Raw genomic sequence first — 20,416 nt, 5'->3', positions numbered from 1 at the left:
GGACATAAAAGCAGGTGGACTCAGAAAAATGAACCGCCTGCACGTGCATTTAAGCATTGATGAAGCAAGTGCCTTTTTGGTAGGACAACGAAAAGGAAAACCGGTTATACTGGAAATCAATGCCCGGCAAATGCAGGACGATGGCTTAGTTTTTTATAAATCGGAAAACGATGTATGGTTAACCGATGCAGTTGCCCCTCACTATATTCAGTTCCCCGTCTAACACAATGAAAAGAACTTTTGTAATCGGAGATATACATGGTGCCTTGAAGGCTGTAGAACAGGTAATAGCGCAAATACATCCTTTGCCCGACGATTCCTTCATCTTCCTCGGCGATTATGTGGATGGCTGGTCTGAATCAGCCGCTACCATCGATTTTCTGGTTAATTTTCGCACCAGGTTCAACTGCGTTTTCCTGCGAGGCAATCATGATCAATGGTGCCAGCACTGGTTGGAGAACAAGGCATCCCAACCCGAATGGCTGCATTCCGGCGGTTATGAAACCATTAAAAGCTATGAAGGATTTGGGGCTGCCGCCAAAGCAGAACACCTGCACTTCTTTCAATCACTGGAAAATTACCACATCGATGCCTCAAACCGCCTCTTTATTCATGCCGGTTTTGCATCCATGCATGGTCCGCTCAAAGAACATTATGTCACCAATTATTATTGGGATCGCTCCCTATGGGAAATGGCCCTGTCCATGGATCCGTCCTTAGAACCCGGGCATCCCTTTTATCCTAAGCGTTTACTGCAATTCAGGGAAATTTATATCGGGCATACCCCTACTACCAACTATGGCATCAGCACACCGGTAAACCGGAAAAACCTCTGGAACCTCGATACAGGTGCCGGATTCACCGGCCTCCTCAGTGCCATAGAAATTGAAACTAAAACTATTGTTCAATCGGAAAAAGTTAGCCTGCTTTATCCACATGAAAAAGGTCGCAACAAATAAGCTTATCAGAAATATATATGAAAACAATTAACCTGATCAATGCCGCCAACTCGGATATCTCCTATAAACTAATTCAGTTTCCGGATGGACAGCCACATATTAAACTGGATATGACATCTCTCGAAAATATAGATCGGAAAGAGCCGCTAAACATTATCAGTCGCATTGCTACTGCAAATGATCTATTACTGGTACTATTTATAAAAAACAGCCTCGATTATCTCGAGTTTGAGCAGGTAGTATTAAACATATCGTATTTACTGGCGGCCCGTATGGATCGGGTAATGACCACCGGCGAACCTTTTTCACTGAAAGTAATTGCACAATTACTGAATCAGGCAGGTTTTAAAAAAATCAGGATCTTTGATCCGCATTCAGAAGTAAGTACCGCTTTGATCGACCGCTCCTACCCGGTTACCAATCATACATTTGTACAGGATGTATTACAAGATTATTTTTCCCGCCATCAACCCGGCCCCTTCTGCCTGGTTTCTCCTGATGCAGGTGCCCTGAAAAAAATTCACCAGCTGGCACAGTTTCTTCAGGTGGAAGATGTAGTGGAATGTATGAAAGAGCGCGATGTTAAAACCGGTGCCCTTACTAATTTCACCACAACAGCCAGCGCCACACACCTTCAGGGAAAAACCTGCTTTATTATTGACGATATCTGTGATGGCGGTGGCACTTTTACCGGAACTGCACAATTACTGAAATCAAAAGCGGCCGCCCGCGTAATACTGGTGGTAAGTCATGGTATTTTTAGCAAAGGTACCCAGCTATCGGGGGTAGACGATATTTTCTGTACCAATTCCTTCCGCGACCTTAGCGGTGTAAACTGCCGCTCTGTACTGAACTATCTCTGATTTTTTCAATCGATAGGTAATTAGTAGTTGCGAACCGAAATCGTTTTGATATTGACAAATTCCCGGATACCAAACAAGCCCAATTCCCTGCCGAACCCTGATTCCTTGATTCCGCCAAAAGGCAACCGGGGATCGGACTGAACAAAGCTGTTAACGAAACAGGCCCCTGCATCAAGTTGAGTACGGGCAATGTGTTCTCCTTTGGCGGAATCATTGGTGAACACTGCAGCGCCTAACCCAAAAATCGTATCATTCGCAATCCGGATGGCATCGGCCTCGTCCTTTGCTGTAATGATAGCAGCAACCGGGCCAAACAATTCTTCCTCGTAAGCAGGCATGCCGGGTTGTACATGGGTTAAAACAGTAGGCGGATAATAGGCATGATTTCCCGGGGGCAGTATTCCTCCCAACAGGCAAACAGCCCCTTTTTCTATTGAAGTTGTTACCTGGCTGTGTAATTCATCTCTTAAATCGGTACGGGCCTGCGGACCAATATCCGTTGCAGGATTTAGGGGATCGCCCATTTTTCTGGCCTGCATTTTTTCAACAAAGAGCCGAGTAAACGCTTCCTGAACCGAGGCCTCCACAATAAAGCGTTTGGCAGCAATACAGGATTGTCCACTGTTTATAAGACGGCTTGTAACACAGGCTTCTGCCGCCAGTTCGAGGTCCGCATCTTTTAAAATAATATAGGGATCACTACCACCCAGTTCAAGCACTACTTTTTTCAAGAGTGATCCGGCTTTTTGCGCAACCTGTTTGCCCGCGGGCGTACTACCGGTTAATGTAGCCGCTTTTACATACGGATGCTCCAATACCTTTTCCACCTCTTTACTGCCAATAAGCAGGGTTTGAAAAAGCTGCGGTGGAAAACCGGCTTCTTTTACCAGGGCTTCAATAGCAAGGGCACAACCAGGAACGTTTGAAGCATGTTTAAGCAATGCGGCATTGCCGGCTGCAAGTGCAGGCGCCAGAAAACGGAATACCTGCCAGAAAGGGAAATTCCAGGGCATCACGGCCAGTACAATTCCCAGGGGCTGAAAGCTCGCATAAGACCTGGCAGCTTCTGTAGGAATTAGCATATCCTGGAGTTGCGCTGCGGCATTGGCTGCATAATAGGCACAGCAATGCGCCGATTTTTCTACTTCTGCTAGTCCCTGTTTTATAGGTTTCCCCATTTCATTTGCCATTAGAACAGCCAGTGATTCTCGGTGTTTTCTTAAAACTGCCGCAAGCCGGGTGAGCAGCTCTTTTCGTTGCTCCATATCCGTTAGTCGCCAGTTCTTCCAGGCCTGCTGTGTTTGTTCAATCTTTTGTTGAACTTCTTGTGGCGAATGGCTTTCGTACGCCTTAATTGTTTGATTTGTAGCCGGGTTGATGGACTGTAGCAACATAGTTAGTCAAAATTATATTTAGACAGTTTTAAAGAAAGAACTATACAGATCTTATCATTTTTGCCGGAATGCCCGCAACAACACATGTCCGGTAATATGGCTGAGCAAGGCAATAGTTCCTTGGTTGCATAGAAAGCCTGCAGGATGTACGAAGCCTGGCTAATTAATACATCGTTTTGACGCTGGAATACTTTCTATTGGTTGTATTTATTGACGTTGAATACTGGCTTTTCAGTTAAACAAATCCTCCATTTTAACTTCCCTCATCACCCTACCCGTATAATAATTGTTTTTCCGAACGCCATAGGTTGTGATCATGGAAAGAAATAGTGCTTTTTTTGTACCGGTTTCGCGCCTGAACACGTTCACCTTATTGTCTAGTTCCTCTGCATAGTTCTTATCAATCACAAATTCATCTCCTGCAAATTTCATTTCGCAAACATTAATTGTTCGATCCTGCCGGTCCAGCAATAAGTCTATCTGGGCGCCTTTGTCGCGGCTTCCCTTTGACGGTAGGTATCGCCAGGAAGATTCTTCTGTTAACACATCGCCGATTCCAAGGGCTTTTTTAATTTGTCTGCTATGTTTGTGGCAAACTGATTCAAACGCAAACCCGCTCCAGCTTATATACGAATGCGTTTGGATTTGCCTGAGCCATGTTCCTTCACCAGTGGCTTTGGCATTTTCAATAAACTTCTGATAAAAAAGAGAATACTCATCAGATAACTTATAGGTGCTCTCATTCACTGATTTGCCAAACGGAATATAGGTGGAAATAAACCCCGACTCTTCAAGTTCTTTCAGCATTTTTGTAGTTCCTCCTCCGGTGGTCAGCTCACATTCAATAATGATTTCACCTCTCGTTAGCCCTTTGGCTTTTTGAGCAAGGGCCCGTATCACTTTTTCGTGCTGATCAGAATGTGTAAACAGTGATTCAAACAAGTTTTTAAACTCGTTTCTTAGTGGGCCGTTCCTGGTAAAACAGAGCCGGTCTATTATCTGCGCTGCACTTTCTCCCGGCACAATATGTTGTAAGTAGTAGGGAATGCCCCCCATAGCCATATAGACCTGCAATGTTTGATACTGATCGAGCTGAATACCTTTATAGTTTAGATATGCGTCTGTTTCACTTAATGTAAACGGCAGAAGCCTTATTGTTTGGGTGACCCGGTTGTGAAGACCTCCCCGGTCATTTAAAATTTTCTCAATCATCCAGGATGCCGCAGACCCGCATATTACAACTTTGAGATTAGCACGCTTTGTTCCTGAGCTATTCCACCAATGATCAAACGCACGAAGAAAATTTGACCGATGGGTGTGCAGCCAGGGAAACTCATCAAAAAAAAGAACCGCCGGCTTTTTTGTAGCTATTTTATCCAGCAGGTACTTATCCAGATCATAAAAAGCTTCGATCCAGGTTTTAGCTGTTGCAATAGGTGCAGGGCTGTTGATCGCCCTTCCCAGTGCCAGGCTAAAGTTCTTCAACTGCTCATCCATCTTAGCCTCATGAATACCGGCTAATTCAAAGACGATGTGCTCTTTTAGATGCGTACGGATCAGGTAGGTCTTTCCAACCCGCCTTCTTCCATAAACAGCTATTAATTCCGGGCTGGCTGTGGAGAGTTTATGGTCTAAAATTTTCGTTTCTTCTTTCCTGCCGACAACGGTTTCCATGCATCGTTTTCTTATGCCACGAAAATAGCAAATTCCTGATTTTGGCGAGCAATAAAATTTAATTCTCGCCAAAATATATGCTTTAATGCGTATTTTGGCGAGTAATAAAATTTAATACCCTCCAAAATAGGCAGAAAAAAGGGATTTCTGGCGCCGGATAGGAGAGATTAGCTTTCTTCAGGATTCCTCTGCCGTGCCTCGCTCATCTAAACATCTCCGCATTGACCCTATGCGCTCCTTCCTGCCGGATCGGCAGGTATTCGGGTGCATAATGGCCGGGCTTATTTGCCGATGCAGTAAATATTGTTTGTTGAATAAGAAACACTTAAACTAATCGAGATACAGAGAGAATACAAGCAACATCAAAAACGATTTTCCAACTATTAAACCAAACTTTACTCATTTATACAAGAACTAACTTAGTTTAACCTTTCGGCACATCTAAGGTAGCAAATTTTATCAAACACAAGCATCCAAAACGTGTTCAACTTGGGCCCTTAGCCCAGCTTACAAAGTCAAAGTTGCCTCATCCTTCAGGATAATTGAAATTTAACCATGTCGGAAAAGTCGGAGCCAATTGGTCCACTCAAGTATTGATTGTGAATTCAATACAAAATAATTAAACAGCTGTAATCTCAACTGAATAGACTGCTAAAATACAATCCTAATTGATGCAATATCCGCCGAGCTATATCCAGTAATGCATACTTGCGAAAACTTCATATTTTTCACTTTGTAGTTCTAACTAATCACATACACGGACATATCGACAACGCCTTTCTGGGCCATTGCGACCATCAACCCAAACACATCTCCATTCTTCCCGACAGTTGTCTTTTAAGTTTACTTTTCTCCGGACTCCAAGTTGGGCTAGTTCAACATGACCATATCCAATCTCTTCCATATGCGATTGCAGTTTCTCCATCAACAATTGCATGTCTGTATCGGAAACTTTTGGTCGGAATGAAGCGGCATTTTTTCTTGTGGTAATAGCAGATTTCTTAGGCATATTGTTATTATTTTACGACGACGATATTAAGACTATCCATGTGACCGAGACATTCGGCCCGAATTATCAGCACGCCTGTGAATGAGGTATCCGGAATAATTGAATAGATAAAATTGTTTTCCCCGGCAGCATCACTTCGTGATGGTCTGACGCGCAGGGTTCCCTTATCTAGATTGTCCTCATCCTTTACCCAAATCTGCACAATTTGGCCAGGAGTAACTTTGCCCTTATCCGAACCTACCAACGTTTTGAACGAAAGCTCTCCGGCTGGCCCACCTATCATGTACAAAGCCGAAGGAATAATCTTGATGTTGGTAGCAGGATTTTCTACGATGGTCACTTCTTTTTGGGTGGACACATTGTTGATGGAAAAATCTACTTTAGCCTTACCAGGGGTTAAGCTGCTTTTCAGATGAAAAATGGCAACCCTTTGTTGCTCCCCATTTTCATAAATAATTTTGGCACCTGTTTCCGCCTCATTTTTCGAAGTCTCTGTGAAAACACCGTGACTGGTTTTCACTTTAACCAGGTTATATGAATCTTTCAAGTCTAACGGAATGCGAACGGTTAATATCGCCTCATCAGCATCATTAGCCAGCAGGGTATCCTTACTAATCGAAATTTTTTCGAAGAGCCGATCGGCGCTAATCTCTTTCTCATCATAGTCACTTTCTTTATAACAGGAATAGACCAGTAATATAGAAAAAACGAATAGGAATGGGTATCTGAATTTCATTTGCTGGGTTTTAAACTTGTAATATCATTCATCAGAGACTTTAAGCTTAAATCGAGCGATAAGGAAACAAAAGGAGTAATCGCTAATTTCCGGCCTTTTACTTCTGGCCTTGCATCTAGTTTATAGAACCAAAGATTACCACATGTGATCTTGACCGAATTGGTAAGCCGAAGACCAATACCAGTCAGCAGTGACCCGGATTCAAAGAAGTCCTCTCGTTTGTTAGCTTCTGACGTTTTCGACAAACTCCATCCTGTCATAAAAGATAAATAGTGCCAAAACGTTTTATTAGGGTATTTATTCAAGCCTTTAAAAATGCTGAATGGAATATCCCTGTCGATAGATCGGAAGTTAACCTGAAAGCCAAGATAAGGCGTGAAGCTGGTAAAGCCCTTCTGGAAACCGTATACAACGTATCCAAAATCAGGACTTAGTTGAAACTTACTACGGGTTTCCAGATTATACACGTATGAGTTGCCGGTAATTATTTGTGGGTCGAAAAACTTTTCCTTCTCTATTATCGTCTTCTCGATTTGCACGTACTGCTCCTTAATATCTTTTTCAGCTGTAAGATTTCCTTCAATTGTGCTTATAACTTTCTTAAGGTAGCTATTTTTTCCATCATACCAGGTACTTTCAAAAGTCACCCAGCCTCTAGTTGTGGCGATGTCTGCTAATTCTTGCACGCGATTCATTTTTTGCAAAGTGCTCTCGACATTTGCAAGTTGTTTCGTTTTATTCGTTTCCATTTTTCCGTTAACGTTTTCAAGCGATACCATGCCATTTAATAAATCTGATTGTTCTTGAGAGGTAAGATTTCCCAATATCGTTAACTCTAATCGCAATTGCTTCACGTCCATCAGCATCGCGAGCACATCTAAATTTTTTTTGATGGTCAAACTGTTTTTCAAGTCTTTCAAACCCTTGCTCTCTACAAAATTTTTAAACTCATTGGTCGGTTGCGAAATAATTTGTTTGCTCGTTGCAATCTTATCATAAAATGTTTTGAGACTTGAAGTGTATAGAGTAGCAATTTTACCATCCGTGGGAATGTAATATTCTAATCCGAATTTTTGTTCGGATAAAGTGGCAATTTCCGCCCTTCTCTTTTGACTCTCTAGCGTTTTTCCCTCTGCCAAAAGATCAAATACGGCAATTCCCTCTTTCGAAATCTTATTGAGGATAATTGTATAACTCTTTCGAGGTTTTAATATATTGTTCTTTGGCTTGACTAAAACATATCGGTCTTCCTTCTTTCCGAACCACGATCTCCGAACTTTTTTGCTTTCATAAGAAATTGGATGCTCGCCAAATTTGATCAGCAAATACTTTTTTCCTCCCTCCTCAACCATACGATAGTTCGCTGGGGGAATAGCTTCTAGTTCGTAGGGTTTGCGTTTATCCAAGGCATGGTGTATTGTTCCCGTCCATCCCCTACTTCCCACATGTTCGATTATATAAACAGAGACAGGCAACTCGTCAGTGCGAAACTTCAGATAAAAAGGCTTGTCGAACGGAATAGTTTTTCGAGGAACAAGGGAGATTGAATCCACTTCAACGGTCTCAAGATCTTGGCAGTTACCACAAACAGCCGTCAAGAGTAGAGCGCATAAGCTAACAAGATGTTTCATAAATCTTTTGAATTAACTAGGAGAATGGTAAAGGCAACAAGCTATGGTTGTAATGAATGTGGCGCATACCTTAACAGTTGTAACGAGCTGATTTGTGCCAATTTTGGCCACCAGCTCAGGTAAGATAACAACGGCAATAGCCGTAAAAAAAAGCATTTCTTGGAAAATTAGGAGTTAGGTTTAGGTTCATAAATATATTAATAAATTTTAAAATACATGATAGCTGGCGGAAAATTTAATACTTTGAATGAGCCCAAGTCTTGAACCTCGGACCGTCCACATCTTAGAATTGGCAATAGTAAGAGGTTGCTGAATAAAACTTTTGATACCGAAAACATGAACTCACGACGGCCTTAACCTAAACAGACAGCTTCGCACGCGCGCCGCGAACAATCGGTATATTCACGCAAATAGTCGCTATGTGTTATTACCGCGAACAGATGAATGAACATTCGACATTGACGGACTGGCTCCGCTATCAAGCCATAACGGTGTGGGATCGCATCGCATTTTGCCGACGTCAACCCCATACTCAAGTATTTGAAACGACGCTCACTCAAAATCTCGTGTTCCAATTCTATCAACTAGGAAAACGGGCAAGGCTAGGAGTCACGGTATACGAATCGGCTCACGAACGCCGCAACGGCAACGACCTTGAACTGGTTTTCGAAGTAGACAACCGATGGCTGCACGTTCCCTGTCAATGCAAAATCCTCCATCAACACAACCGTTACGGCGGCATCAATCATCAGGTCCAAGGGCAGCTTCAGCTCGACCTGCTGCTGGAATACGCAACCCGCACAGGCGGCCTTCCTGTCTATTTATTGTACAACCACTACAGTGACCCAACCTTCAACGAATCTTTGTCCGAGCACTGGAAGATACCAATCGAAGAATTTGGCTGTTCTTTTATTAGTGCCCGTTACTTGAAGGAACAATTGTTTATCGACGGTCGGATTAAGGCACCATCCTTTAGTGACTTGCATCGTCCGCATGACCAGTCCGCATTACCTTTTTCTGCACTGACGACCTTACTCACACAGAACGGTATCCATCAATTTATCCACCGATACCAGACGAATACCCACCCTACCGACACACCGCCTGCTGTCTTCCTGAGGAACGAGCTTGACATAGACGGCTGGGACCGACTGTTGCGGCCCGCCGCAATCGGCCGTATAGTCCCGTTGCGAGGACCGACACCAATCCTATCATTGTCTGGTATAAGTACTTCCTTCGCACCGCGTTACCGGTTGGTTTTTTCTGCTGAAATGAAAGAGAGAGTTTTGTATCGTATAGAGTAACGGTGAATCCTTGTTTGTCGAATCTATCGCTCAGATGTTTTTCATAGTAAATCGATGCTCTCTGAGCGGCACTTGCGGTGTTAATAGAAAAAAGGAGTCACGCGAAGTAAAAAAAGAGTTGAGAATCATGCCGTCAATTCCCGCATGCCGTTTTCCTTTTTGGGAAAAAGAGACCGACGAGGCAAATGACAAAAGACCGTCAAAAAAATAACTACTTACACCGGAGATTGTTGCATAACAAACACCTAGACACATTTCGTAGGAGAATATCAGGTCGCCAACGTGCTCGCCTTTTTACAGGTCAGCAAAAGAAGAGATAAATTGAACACCTGAGTCAAATATAGCTATGCCTCCACAATAGTAAAGGCTATACAAGCGCCCTTTCCGCTGCTGCCCACCAACGTTCCAAAGGCCCGCCTTGACTATTGCTCCGGCATTCCGGCTGTTGGTGGCCTAGGTGATTTAATTGCAACAGTTCGTTCCATCTTTTAGTCAATAAAGGTCCAATCCTTATTCCAGCATTCCCAGCCACTTCAAGCACCCTATAGCGCTGCAACACGTTCTGTATCAAGAAACAAGCGGTGCTTTTTGATTAATTCTTCTACATCGCTTACCAAAAAGAAACGCCTGGATTCAATCTTGACCGTATGTAATTTCCCCCGTCGTATCCAATCATAGACAGTAGGTTTTGACATTTGAAACAACTCGCAAATGTCCTTTACTTTTAACAGTTGCGGCGTTGACGCCTCAGTAGTCAGCTGTGCTTTCCGATCCCGTTCCTGCAATACCTCTTCAACAACGGCCCGCATCTTTTTCCAAAAAATGTCTAATTCCATAGAAACTAAAACCTGCGCCTGTTGCATATTAAAAGCTGATTGTAATTGATGATGTTTTTACTTAGGACATCAAAGGGAAAAATTGTTGAAAAAAATGGTGCTTGCAAATGATACTGCCTCAAAAAAGACAAAGTTTCGATTGCCCAAATTCATCATTGCAATATTATTCTTTCATTTACAACAGAGCTCAACTCACGTCTCAGGAAACACCCTATGTTATCCACTGACCTATGAAAGTATCTACAATTCTATATCCCTTTTCCAGAGTTCATCCAGAGTTGGGAAAAACAACATCGATCGACCACCATCGTCTACATCAAATTCTTGCCCACCTAAAAAACTAATTTTCCGAATAAATGCCCCGCAAAACACCTCTTGGAGCTTGCACAACGCACTGATTATAAATACGTTCTCCCTACAACCAATGGCAACTAGCACTTCTCCTTTGGACGTTGTAATTTCCCCATATTGATCGCTTTATTTTTTTGAGTGAAAAGCACTTTGTAGTTTTGCTAAATATTTTAGTATTATGAGTTACCCTACACGGACGGTGCGAACCATTCCATTTTTTGATATGTCGGTTCAGGCTGGCTTCCCCTCTCCAGCGAACGACTATTTAGAGGAGCGACTTAACCTCAATGACCTGCTTATCAACCACCCCGAGTCCACCTTCCTTGTACGTTGTACCGGAGATTCCATGCTCAATGCCTTCATACCACCCACCTGCCTGTTGTTAGTCGACCGGTCGGTTAAGGCGCAAAACGGCGACATTGTGCTCGCTCACCTAAATGGAGAATTCACTGTTAAATATCTCCAACGCAACGACTTTAAATGCCGTTTACTATCCGGCAATAAGAAGTACCCCGACATTGAGGTCACCCCGGAGATGGAGCTGGTCGTATGGGGCGTGGTTACCAAAATCATCTCTGATCCAAAAGAAAGATGAGATGTATGCCCTGGTAGATTGTAACAATTTTTACTGCAGTTGTGAACGAGTGTTTCAACCGCAGCTCCTGAACCGGCCTGTGGTGGTGCTCAGCAACAACGACGGCTGCGTTATTGCCCGTAGCGAAGAAGCGAAACAAATTGGTATTGTAATGGGCGCACCAATTCATTTGATGGAAGGGATCGTTCGAAACCATCAGGTAGTTGTTTTCTCCAGCAATTATACGCTTTACGGCGATATGAGCGAACGGGTTATGAAAACACTGGCAGGGTTTGTTCCACAAATGGAAGTGTATTCGATTGATGAAGCCTTTCTGGATATGGGCCGCTTGCCCTACACCAATTTACTGCAATTGGGTGTAGCTGTTCGGGAAACAGTTGTTCAACACACCGGTATTCCGGTAACCGTAGGAATTGGGCCTACCAAAACCCTGGCAAAATTAGCCAATCGTTATGCCAAGAAGTTTCATAAAGACCTGGGGGTTCATTACCTCGCCAACCGCCGACTAATTGACCAGGCTTTGACCGCCACCAACGTAAAAGACATCTGGGGCATAGGTGCCCAGTACGCCCGGCTCTTAACCATCAACGGATTTGAAACGGCTGCGGACCTCGCAAAAGCCCCGGCCGACTGGGTTCGCACAAACATGAGCGTAGTGGGGTTGCGGCTGTTGAAGGAGTTAAACGGCACGCCTTGCGCACCCTGGGAATTGGAGCCGCCTAAAAAGAAAAACATTGCCACTACGCGGTCGTTCGGCCAGGTTACGCAAGATCGATCGCTGTTGGAAGAAGCCATTGCCAACCACACCGCCACTGCGGCCGCTAAATTGCGCAAACAGGGCAGTAGTGCAAGGCAATTGCAGGTGCTGATCCAAACAAATGTTTTTCGCCAGCAAGACAGGCAGTACAGCCACCAGATTATACTTGAATTGGAAGTTCCGAGCAACGACACGCCCGAACTCATTAAATATGCACTGAAAGGCCTCGACCTCATTTTTCGGCCCGGGTACAATTACAATAAATGCGGTGTGGTAATGCTGGACCTCGTTAATGACTCGGAAGCGCAAATGGGTTTGTTCGACCTCAGTAATAGAGCCCGTGGCCGATTGCTGAACACCGCTCTGGATGCCCTGAATAAAACCTACGGAAAAGATACGGTGCAATATGCCGTACAGGGGTTTGAACGGCGCTATCGCCTCAAATCAAATCACCTCTCCCAACGGTATACCACCAACTTTAATGAACTGCTCCATGTCTGGATATAATCCCTTTTTCCCATTTCATTTTGCAATGATTGACCGTTTACGAAAAATGGGGCACCGCTACCTTGTATCTCAAACTTACCTACACGATTTTGACCCAATGGGCAAAACCATCTTGCTCATGAGCGATTATGATAAGGAGAACATTGCGAAAATTCATTTCAACGCGTTGCAGGACGATCGCTTCAAAGCCATCTTGAACCTGGAAAACGAGAAACACCGGTTCAAACTGGCCGAACTGCTCCAGTCGAATTCCGCCTATCGCGTGTATTCCGCTTTTCTGGCCGATAAAGCCGGCGTGAAACAAACCCTGAAAGATCGGTTCGAACCTGAAATCCGCCGGTACCTGCGAAATCATACCAAATGGCAAATTGCCGGGAAAGACAGCTTACTCGTACATTTAGAAGTAATTTTCGGCGAGCTATATCTTGTTATGCATTATCGGGGTCAGCAGCAGCGAATTGCACTTGCTGAATTAAACGGGTAAGTACATGTGTTATGATATTTCTTTTACGGTGAACGTGCGGGCTATTGAAGATTATTTTCCCGATCTGGTGTTTGATGATCAATTGGATATGGACTTTGGTCCAATAGATCATATCCAGGGCGTAGCGGTGTTTGCAAGGCACCCGATTGTATACATCGATAGAACCGATTGGACACCTCATTGCAGCCGCTTCGAATGGGGGATTATTCCGTTTTATGAAAAAGCTGAGCCACCCGTTGTCATGCGGAATAAATACCTGAATATCCGTTCCGAACGGATTATTGACGACCCAACTAGCTACTGGTATAAAATCAAAAATCGGCGCTGTTTGATTCCTGTTACCGGCATCTTTGAACACCGCACAATTCAAGGGTGGAAGAAGAAAGTTCCTTATTTGATTCGGCCTATTGATACCCCGGTATTTTTTCTGCCCGGATTGTATTCGGTGGCAGAAACGGTAGATGCCTCCACGGGAGAAATGATTAAACGAAAAACCTTCGGCATGCTTACCCGCTCAGCGAATTCGTTAATGAGAAACATTCACAACGATGGCGACAATCGCTACCGAATGCCTCTTTTTCTACCGTTTGACCTTGCTCAGGAATGGTTAGATGACAACTTATCCTCCGAAAAGTATCGATCCCTTTTGCAATTCGAAATACCACCCACCGCCCTCGAATATTATCCCGTATTTTCCATACGATCGTCCAAACCTCGGCCCGATGGCAAATGGAAAACAGTTCCCTGGCAATGGGATAACTTACCGTCGTAGGGTGAACTAAATCCCTCGTAGAAGTAACTAATGCTTTGATGCTTCACCAAGGTTAATTCATAATAACAAATTATGAAATTAACCATATTTACTATTGTACTAATTCGTAAATTTCTGCAATTAGCACTACTATTATGATTATTGAGAAAAACACTTTTAAAAATACGGGAGATCTTATGTATAATGACGTTGTTAAATCAGGTCATCCCTATATTTTAGAAGGATATGAGTATCGATTTGAAATCAATCCTAAATGTAAATATTGGCGTCAGGGAATTCGCTTGTCAAAAACGCCTAAAATAAAGTTTTTTCACCCAGATCATCGATACAGAAACACTGAATCTGAAAACAATTATATCGACATTCATTTAAGTGTCGGAGACTTTAATAATCCTGGATGGAGCGCAAGTGAAAGACTTCAGGTTTGTCAATACAATATACCAGAGGAAGAGCATATTCTTGAAAACATGGCACCATATCATGAGAATGAAAGTGTTAATTGGAGTTTTTCAATGGATGGGATGATTGGCGAGTTTAGGATGTCAATTACTACTCAACATTCAACGATTCAAAGAAAACTTACAATCAACAATGAATTCAAATATTTCAAGGTTTTTGCATGGGCAGACAATTCATCCTTTGAAATAGATTGTGATATAATAATTAAACCCAATTTGGATTACAATTCTAATGAAATCATCGTTGGAAACCTTACTTTTAGAAATGGAGACATGTTTGATCTCGCCGTCATTAAAAAACGGATACTGTCTTACTTCCAGCTTCTTCAATCGGAGCAGCTAACTCTAATACATTAAGCAAAGCATCTGAATTAGGTATTAGATATCCCCCCCTAATGCTCCGGGAAGTTTATTAATCTTTCAAAAGAGAGAAATTTCTGCAGGCTACGCATATTCTGTCGATGAAACAACGTCCAATTGGAAATTCCGCGTAATCTGATCACTTCATTCCGCTTCAAACTGTGAGAGCTTTTATTGCGTAAAACGATGACTGATTCTCATGATACAACTGATCGTCCATATCTTGAAGAACTCAAAAGCATCTATTTATCAACGTCAGGTTGACAGAAGATATTCGACCAACAATTGCACTGATAGATGACGTATCAACAACAGGTGCCCATTTTGTCGCTTGTAAGGATTTACTTTTAGAAAGCTAAAAGCCATCTCGTAAAAAGCAAACCGTTGCTCAAATATTTAAAATCACCTGACCTAATTGAATAGATCTTACAATTTCGAAAAATAACAATCAAGGGCCAAATTGCCTTTTGGATTCTTTTTCCATCTCCTCAATCTTAAGCGAATCCCAATTTTTGCCATCTATTTTTAAAGTATCACTTTTAATATCCAAAATTGCACCACCCGAAGCAGACGACTTTTGTTGTTCACCTGACCTCCTATCCTTTAGATAAATAACTGAAACGAAAAAAATAAAAATACTTCCCAACCAAATTGAACTATAAATACATCGCCGGGAGGATATGTATTTCAAGTTATCGATATGTTCCGAATCATTATTCAAAATTCGATCTATATCTTCCACTGTCAACAAATCCTCGTTCCTGTTTCTCATTTGTTTATAACTATTATCAAATCTCTTTTTTTGCTGATTAATCTCCCATAGCGACGCCAAGAAGTACAAGAATGAACAAAACAAAAAAGCAAGTGAAAGGATAACAGCATTAAAAGAAAAAGCACCACTTATACTTCCAGTTGTTAAAGATCTAACTACTACAATTGAAGAAAATAAAGTTACAAATGTCAATGCTGATTTCTGAAAGCTTGACGCAAAACTTTCAGTAATTTTAGATGCCTTCTCATTGTAACTAATCAGATGGTCAGACATTCTATTTCGAAGTTCTATGTATTGTTTGACGTTCTGTTTCTCATACACTTTATAACCAGATACTATTGAAGAAAATACAGACTTCGACAATGTGTGCCCATCCCCATTTTCAAAATGAAGAGAAATAAGATTTCTCGCTAACCCTATCTTATCATGTAATCCTCCATTTTGATAAACCCAAGCATAAATGTCATAGTACGTCTTCACCATTTCTCTATTAATCGATTCAATAGGAATAACATTTCTACTAGATTTGTAACCGTTTAACCTAACTGTAAGATTAGATCCATCCAAATTAGTATAATCGAATATAGCTGCAATTGAAGTGACGAAACATGCCTGTTCAAACTTATGGCGTACAGAAAGTGGAAATTTTTCATCAAATTCTAGGATAAAAAAATCATCTGGTATTACTGCAAGATTTGAAATGCTTGTAAAATGAGACACGGAAACTTGTTTATCTAATATCTTAAGCCTTTCTGCATATGATATTTTGCTGAAAGAAGCAGATTCAATACTTCCAAAGTGTAGTGTTAATGTCGTGAGAATAGATTGATTACCAATCAAAATGAAACAGGGAGAATTGGCACCTGCAACAAATATATCATTAAAGATACCAATGAAGTCCAAAATATCCAATTTCTCTAAGTATTGGAAAAAGGTAAATGAATCATACAAACTAACAGGCCCTGAAATACTATGATCCTTCTCAATTCGTAAAACAAAACTAAACACATCATTCTCTTCAGGAGAAACGGCTTGATTCCATGATTCAATAAATTCCAAATTGTCGCCTGACGTAAAATCAAAAGAATAAAATGATTCATTTATATTGATTCCAATTGTCAAAACATCCTTCGAACTAACAATATCTTTAACATTTTGAGCAATGCCTACATCAAAATTATTTGCTTTAATAACGTTTATGGAAATTTCAAATAAACCAATCGTCTCCGTCCTTGTGATCTCTTTATAATCTACGAATAATTCAGTTAGTATATCAATAATCGTTTTCATTTTTCTAGCGCAAAATGATCATAACCTTCGTCTGATCTGATAAGAATAGTTTTTACTCCTCTAATTATTTCAGCCTTAACCAACGTCCTTAAGTCTGTAGAATTAAGTATCTCAAGACGTAACTCCGGAGAAAGCTTAATCGACGTTCTTACTTTCTTTTTAAGTTTATCTTTAGCAATTTCGAAGCGATTATCAAAACTTTCCTTCTCTGGAAGCTGCTTAATTTTTTCAGAAATAACCTTAATATCTAAATCGTTGTCTTCAGGCTTATAACTGTCTATAACTTCACTCAAATAATCAGTAAGAATAAACTCATCTTTCTTCCGAAAGAAATGAACAGTTGCATTTCTAAGATATGTTCTATCCGCCTTAAATCTATCCTTCATGGGACTAAATACTTTTCTATCAAGTACATCCCAAATACGTTCAGTATTATATTCCGAAGTATATACTTCAATTAGTTCAAGAAAATCCTTCCACCAGTAACTTGAAATCCTAGGTTTAGAATCCCCCACCATAGCACGATTTAACTTACCACCCTTCCCTAAATGCGCAACAAACGACTTAAATATCTTCTTTTTTATTGGTAACCCTTGTGCCCTTCTCTTGTCAACTTCGCTAATAAAATCAAAATGTTCAGCTTTACAAATAACGAAATATGACGTGTCGCTACTAATAACGGAAGCAATTAAAAGGATACCACGTTGAATTTCCCTATCCAAATGTTCGATCTTTTGCTGTGCCAGCGATTCAGCCTTTAGTAGTTTATTAGCAATTTTTTTTAACTGCTCGTCCTCTCGTCTATCTCGAGTCGACCGAATTATTGTCATAATTCTTGTCTCTTCCTCAGGAAAATTGAATTGTTTACTCCGTTCGTCAAAAACGACGTCGTTGATTAATTCATCCAAATAATCATTGAAGTCATTTTTATCCTCAGACAACTTAATTTCCTCAACTTTAGTAGATTCATGATTAAGCTTATAGACCTTTTTAAATTTTACTTTCATTAATTCTTTTTAGATAGGTAAAACAATAACCACCTTCAATTCATTCCAATAATATATAAGTAAACTAAAGATGAAAAAAAAGCTCTTCGACTAATACAAGAACTTCGAAAACTAGTCACTTCCTTATTTGAGAAGTTTGCTGAATTACCCTTTGATCTTCAAGTCTAATATTCAATTGACTACATATTTGTTGCTTTTTATCATAAGGGACAGGATACATATAAAGATGATCAATTACAAATGACTGAAGTGTCGAATACCCTAATGGATTACTTCTATTATCCTTTGCTAGCTGTCCAATTTCCGCAGAAGGCAACTCCGAATAATGATCTAATTTAATTCCAATCAAAGCTAATTTCATAGCATTTGTAGGATAACAATTTCCCAGATGCTCAAATGTGTCAGATAACTTAGTAGTCCCTACGGCGTTGACGAGCCTTTTTAATATTCCAAATGCACTTGAACTTGATAACGTAAAGACAAAATCGCCACTTATATTTTCCACTTCTTCCTTAGTTAAACTTTCCCTAAGAGATTTCTTCTTAATCAAATTCGCAACATGTTCAATTAACTCATCTCTGCAAGATTCAATAATAGTGTAATGAAACTTAAGAGTCCTAAAGCCCAATAAAAAAATCTCCTCAGTAAGATCAAATTTTTCTTGCCCTACCAATTCACCCCAATATTTTTTCGCAAGTTGTCCTAGAATAGACATTGTACGTAACGCTTTCGTCACTCATCCAATTTCACTAAGACCGCTTATATCTTCATTTAAATCATAATCCTCAAGCAAACTCCTATTTTCATTTTCAATCTCAATTATCTCATTTTCATCTTCTATCTCATTTGTCTTTGCACGCGCATGCTCTACCTCAATACTTTTCAAAATAGACCCAGGCAATTCCTTTTGAAGCCTATTAATAAAATCAATGTCTTTTTCCAATTTTACTGGCTCAAATTCGCGGAATATTTCTCTAGACTTCTCCACAAGTTTATATGTAACATATCGATTTCTTGTTAAATGGGTCAGAAATATTAATATATTTGAGTACTCGTCTCTATAAACGCGATCAGCCATTAAATCTATTGTTTGCTTGCTTGATTCTTCATCCAAATTATCGGACAAATATTTTGCTGTAAAGTAGTAATACAAGTACTTATAAGTGACATGAACTTGATTATCGCTATCAAACCGCAGTATCTTACCATCTGCCAAAGCTTTCCTAATCGTTTCGTTTGAAACCTTCGTTACAGCATATTTCCTACGATGACTCTCGACGAATTTCAGAAAATCACTATAGTCAATTGGAGAAAATCTAACTTTACTACTGAACAAAAAATAAAAATATTCCTTTGCAAATGTCATATAAAAACCAATATCACCTTTGTCGCTCAATGCCTTCTTTAAACTCGACGTTATCAAATACTCATAATAATAGGCGTGTAATTTGTTATCTGAACTTTCAGTCTCGCCGGACTCCAAAGCCTGAATGATAGAGATTATAAAAATTGGATAGGATGGAATAAGATTCTTTCCTATAACTGTTGAAATATTACTAGAAATCGAATCAATTTTTTTAAAATATTCTCGCTTTTCATTTTCATCTAGGTATTCCTTACCGAGTCTGCACCATTTATTAATAAGTTGCGTACGTAAGCTTGGACTATACTCTTGAATTACATAGGTACTGAAGTTTTCAAAAAGCTCAATTGACAATCCTTCACTAGTAAAATACTTTTCAAATAACATAACTTCATTTCCAGTAATCAATATATGCTGAAACAAATTTTTTATTGACTCAATTAATCTAATTTTCCCTTTTGTATAATCCAGCTTATGAAAATCGTCGATCATTATCACTACTCGACTATAATCAACTTCGACGTATTTTTTGTCCAACTCGTCGTATTGTTCTGAAAATCGCTGCTCAACTAATTCTTTAACTTTTTCTATGCTATAACCATCAATATTTCTACTATCAATGTAGATAGGAACATAGTTTTTCTTAAAGAATTTCAAATAAAAATATTTCAGTAAGGATGTCTTGCCGCACCCTTCTGTACCGATAACCAAATTATAAAACGGCAACTCAGAATCAATAATATCCAACGCAGTATCTGCATGTACAAAATTCAAAAAAGATGTCTTCTTTACCTTTTCTAAAGACACGTTATTAAAAAATGGAGGAGTATAAATGTCACTTAGCTTAACTTCATCGACACCTGAATGAGTTAGTGTTGCCCCCGGATTTTCTAAAAGACACTCAAACTTATGTTTGATCTGATAATCCTTAGACTTGCGCTTTTTAAGTGAAACAATTTCCCTAGACGCTATTGGCGTTTCAAGTTTATATTCTGCGTTACTTGAATCATAACTAAATTTTTCTATTCTAATATTCTTCAAAACAGAATCAAAGGTGATCAAATTGAAACAACTAAAGTTCTCAGATGTTGAATCTTGAAGTGGATCGCTATAAATAAAAATAGATTGATAGTTTTCATCAATATCAGTAACAATTGCCGTCCTACCTACATGTTCATGACCGGAAATCACAATTTCGGAAGTGCTCGATATGGCATTACTCAATGCTTTTGAAACAGTAGGTTGTTGCCAATTGAAGGGGTGATGTATTACTGAAATACTCAAATCATTCTCG

The 20,416-nt window shown here is 40.4% G+C and carries 18 protein-coding genes; 9 read left to right on the top strand and 9 right to left on the bottom strand.

Annotation, left to right across the window (positions count from 1 at the left end):
• The 3 genes from A1D16_RS02645 to prs all read left to right on the top strand — a co-directional run.
• On the top strand, window positions 1-223 hold a 223-nt coding region (locus A1D16_RS02645), incomplete at its 5' end, for an RNA 2'-phosphotransferase (protein WP_290707527.1).
• Window positions 224-227: 4 nt separating this feature from the next.
• On the top strand, window positions 228-959 hold the full coding sequence (locus A1D16_RS02640) for a metallophosphoesterase (RefSeq protein ID WP_290707525.1): 732 nt from the start codon (window positions 228-230) through the stop codon (window positions 957-959).
• A 17-nt stretch (window positions 960-976) separates the two neighbouring features.
• Window positions 977-1,822 carry a ribose-phosphate diphosphokinase gene (prs, locus tag A1D16_RS02635; protein ID WP_290707523.1) on the top strand — a complete coding sequence of 282 codons (846 nt, stop codon included), beginning with the start codon at window positions 977-979 and terminating at the stop codon, window positions 1,820-1,822.
• Window positions 1,823-1,842: 20 nt separating this feature from the next.
• On the opposite strand, the gene A1D16_RS02630 is transcribed toward prs, so the two are convergent.
• From A1D16_RS02630 to A1D16_RS02615, 4 genes are all read right to left on the bottom strand, one after another.
• Window positions 1,843-3,216 carry an NAD-dependent succinate-semialdehyde dehydrogenase gene (locus tag A1D16_RS02630; protein ID WP_290707521.1) on the bottom strand — a complete coding sequence of 458 codons (1,374 nt, stop codon included), beginning with the start codon at window positions 3,214-3,216 and terminating at the stop codon, window positions 1,843-1,845.
• A 231-nt stretch (window positions 3,217-3,447) separates the two neighbouring features.
• On the bottom strand, window positions 3,448-4,890 hold the full coding sequence (locus A1D16_RS02625) for an ATP-binding protein (RefSeq protein ID WP_290707519.1): 1,443 nt from the start codon (window positions 4,888-4,890) through the stop codon (window positions 3,448-3,450).
• 1,016 nt (window positions 4,891-5,906) lie between these two features.
• A complete protein-coding gene (locus A1D16_RS02620) occupies window positions 5,907-6,635 on the bottom strand; it encodes a hypothetical protein (RefSeq protein ID WP_290707517.1) in 729 nt (242 codons plus the stop codon).
• Window positions 6,632-8,266 (bottom strand): hypothetical protein, encoded by a 1,635-nt coding sequence (locus A1D16_RS02615; RefSeq protein ID WP_290707514.1) that lies wholly within the window; start codon window positions 8,264-8,266, stop codon window positions 6,632-6,634. Before A1D16_RS02615 ends, A1D16_RS02620 begins: the two co-directional genes overlap by 4 nt.
• A gap of 419 nt (window positions 8,267-8,685) precedes the next feature.
• Between A1D16_RS02615 and A1D16_RS02610 the strand changes: the two genes are divergently transcribed.
• Window positions 8,686-9,570, top strand: coding sequence for a DUF6615 family protein (locus A1D16_RS02610; protein ID WP_290707512.1), 885 nt, complete (start codon window positions 8,686-8,688; stop codon window positions 9,568-9,570).
• A 542-nt stretch (window positions 9,571-10,112) separates the two neighbouring features.
• Here A1D16_RS02610 and A1D16_RS02605 read toward each other — a convergent pair.
• Window positions 10,113-10,433: a helix-turn-helix domain-containing protein gene (locus A1D16_RS02605; RefSeq protein WP_290707510.1), complete on the bottom strand. Its 321-nt coding sequence runs from the start codon at window positions 10,431-10,433 to the stop codon at window positions 10,113-10,115.
• Between the two features lie 502 nt (window positions 10,434-10,935).
• Between A1D16_RS02605 and umuD the strand changes: the two genes are divergently transcribed.
• The 5 genes from umuD to A1D16_RS02580 all read left to right on the top strand — a co-directional run bounded on the left by umuD (window position 10,936) and on the right by A1D16_RS02580 (window position 14,687).
• Window positions 10,936-11,352, top strand: coding sequence for a translesion error-prone DNA polymerase V autoproteolytic subunit (umuD, locus tag A1D16_RS02600; RefSeq protein WP_290707507.1), 417 nt, complete (start codon window positions 10,936-10,938; stop codon window positions 11,350-11,352).
• 1 nt (window position 11,353) lies between these two features.
• Entirely contained in the window at window positions 11,354-12,616 is a 1,263-nt protein-coding gene (locus A1D16_RS02595) for a Y-family DNA polymerase (RefSeq protein WP_290707506.1), read from the top strand.
• Window positions 12,603-13,100, top strand: coding sequence for a hypothetical protein (locus tag A1D16_RS02590; protein ID WP_290707504.1), 498 nt, complete (start codon window positions 12,603-12,605; stop codon window positions 13,098-13,100). Before A1D16_RS02595 ends, A1D16_RS02590 begins: the two co-directional genes overlap by 14 nt.
• Window positions 13,101-13,104: 4 nt before the next feature.
• Window positions 13,105-13,872: an SOS response-associated peptidase family protein gene (locus A1D16_RS02585; RefSeq protein ID WP_290707502.1), complete on the top strand. Its 768-nt coding sequence runs from the start codon at window positions 13,105-13,107 to the stop codon at window positions 13,870-13,872.
• Between the two features lie 134 nt (window positions 13,873-14,006).
• Complete coding sequence (locus A1D16_RS02580; protein ID WP_290707500.1) at window positions 14,007-14,687, top strand: hypothetical protein; 681 nt, start codon at window positions 14,007-14,009, stop codon at window positions 14,685-14,687.
• 451 nt (window positions 14,688-15,138) lie between these two features.
• Here A1D16_RS02580 and A1D16_RS02575 read toward each other — a convergent pair whose 3' ends face one another.
• The 4 genes from A1D16_RS02575 to A1D16_RS02560 all read right to left on the bottom strand — a co-directional run.
• Window positions 15,139-16,752, bottom strand: a complete 1,614-nt coding sequence (locus A1D16_RS02575) for a hypothetical protein (RefSeq protein ID WP_290707499.1) — start codon at window positions 16,750-16,752, stop codon at window positions 15,139-15,141.
• Window positions 16,749-17,759 carry a nucleoid-associated protein gene (locus A1D16_RS02570; RefSeq protein WP_290707497.1) on the bottom strand — a complete coding sequence of 337 codons (1,011 nt, stop codon included), beginning with the start codon at window positions 17,757-17,759 and terminating at the stop codon, window positions 16,749-16,751. The genes A1D16_RS02575 and A1D16_RS02570 overlap by 4 nt, the downstream gene beginning before the upstream one ends.
• A gap of 115 nt (window positions 17,760-17,874) precedes the next feature.
• Window positions 17,875-18,495 carry a hypothetical protein gene (locus A1D16_RS02565; protein ID WP_290707495.1) on the bottom strand — a complete coding sequence of 207 codons (621 nt, stop codon included), beginning with the start codon at window positions 18,493-18,495 and terminating at the stop codon, window positions 17,875-17,877.
• Window positions 18,496-20,416: hypothetical protein (locus tag A1D16_RS02560; protein WP_290707494.1), on the bottom strand; the 1,921-nt coding region annotated here is incomplete at its 5' end.

The organism is Flavihumibacter sp. CACIAM 22H1 (assembly GCF_001601815.1).
In the GTDB taxonomy this organism is placed as follows: Bacteria; Bacteroidota; Bacteroidia; order Chitinophagales; family Chitinophagaceae; genus Flavihumibacter.
Note: the sequence above shows the minus strand (reverse complement) of the source record. Positions and strands in the feature narration are given on the sequence as shown.

Bases quoted from the DNA above. Each gene is read 5' to 3' on its own strand.
- A1D16_RS02640 (WP_290707525.1), top strand. From the start codon at position 228: ATGAAAAGAACTTTTGTAATCGGAGATATACATGGTGCCTTGAAGGCT.
- prs (WP_290707523.1), top strand. From the start codon at position 977: ATGAAAACAATTAACCTGATCAATGCCGCCAACTCGGATATCTCCTAT.
- A1D16_RS02630 (WP_290707521.1), bottom strand. From the start codon at position 3,216: ATGTTGCTACAGTCCATCAACCCGGCTACAAATCAAACAATTAAGGCG.
- A1D16_RS02625 (WP_290707519.1), bottom strand. From the start codon at position 4,890: ATGGAAACCGTTGTCGGCAGGAAAGAAGAAACGAAAATTTTAGACCAT.
- A1D16_RS02620 (WP_290707517.1), bottom strand. From the start codon at position 6,635: ATGAAATTCAGATACCCATTCCTATTCGTTTTTTCTATATTACTGGTC.
- A1D16_RS02615 (WP_290707514.1), bottom strand. From the start codon at position 8,266: ATGAAACATCTTGTTAGCTTATGCGCTCTACTCTTGACGGCTGTTTGT.
- A1D16_RS02610 (WP_290707512.1), top strand. From the start codon at position 8,686: ATGTGTTATTACCGCGAACAGATGAATGAACATTCGACATTGACGGAC.
- A1D16_RS02605 (WP_290707510.1), bottom strand. From the start codon at position 10,433: ATGCAACAGGCGCAGGTTTTAGTTTCTATGGAATTAGACATTTTTTGG.
- umuD (WP_290707507.1), top strand. From the start codon at position 10,936: ATGAGTTACCCTACACGGACGGTGCGAACCATTCCATTTTTTGATATG.
- A1D16_RS02595 (WP_290707506.1), top strand. From the start codon at position 11,354: ATGTATGCCCTGGTAGATTGTAACAATTTTTACTGCAGTTGTGAACGA.
- A1D16_RS02590 (WP_290707504.1), top strand. From the start codon at position 12,603: ATGTCTGGATATAATCCCTTTTTCCCATTTCATTTTGCAATGATTGAC.
- A1D16_RS02585 (WP_290707502.1), top strand. From the start codon at position 13,105: ATGTGTTATGATATTTCTTTTACGGTGAACGTGCGGGCTATTGAAGAT.
- A1D16_RS02580 (WP_290707500.1), top strand. From the start codon at position 14,007: ATGATTATTGAGAAAAACACTTTTAAAAATACGGGAGATCTTATGTAT.
- A1D16_RS02575 (WP_290707499.1), bottom strand. From the start codon at position 16,752: ATGAAAACGATTATTGATATACTAACTGAATTATTCGTAGATTATAAA.
- A1D16_RS02570 (WP_290707497.1), bottom strand. From the start codon at position 17,759: ATGAAAGTAAAATTTAAAAAGGTCTATAAGCTTAATCATGAATCTACT.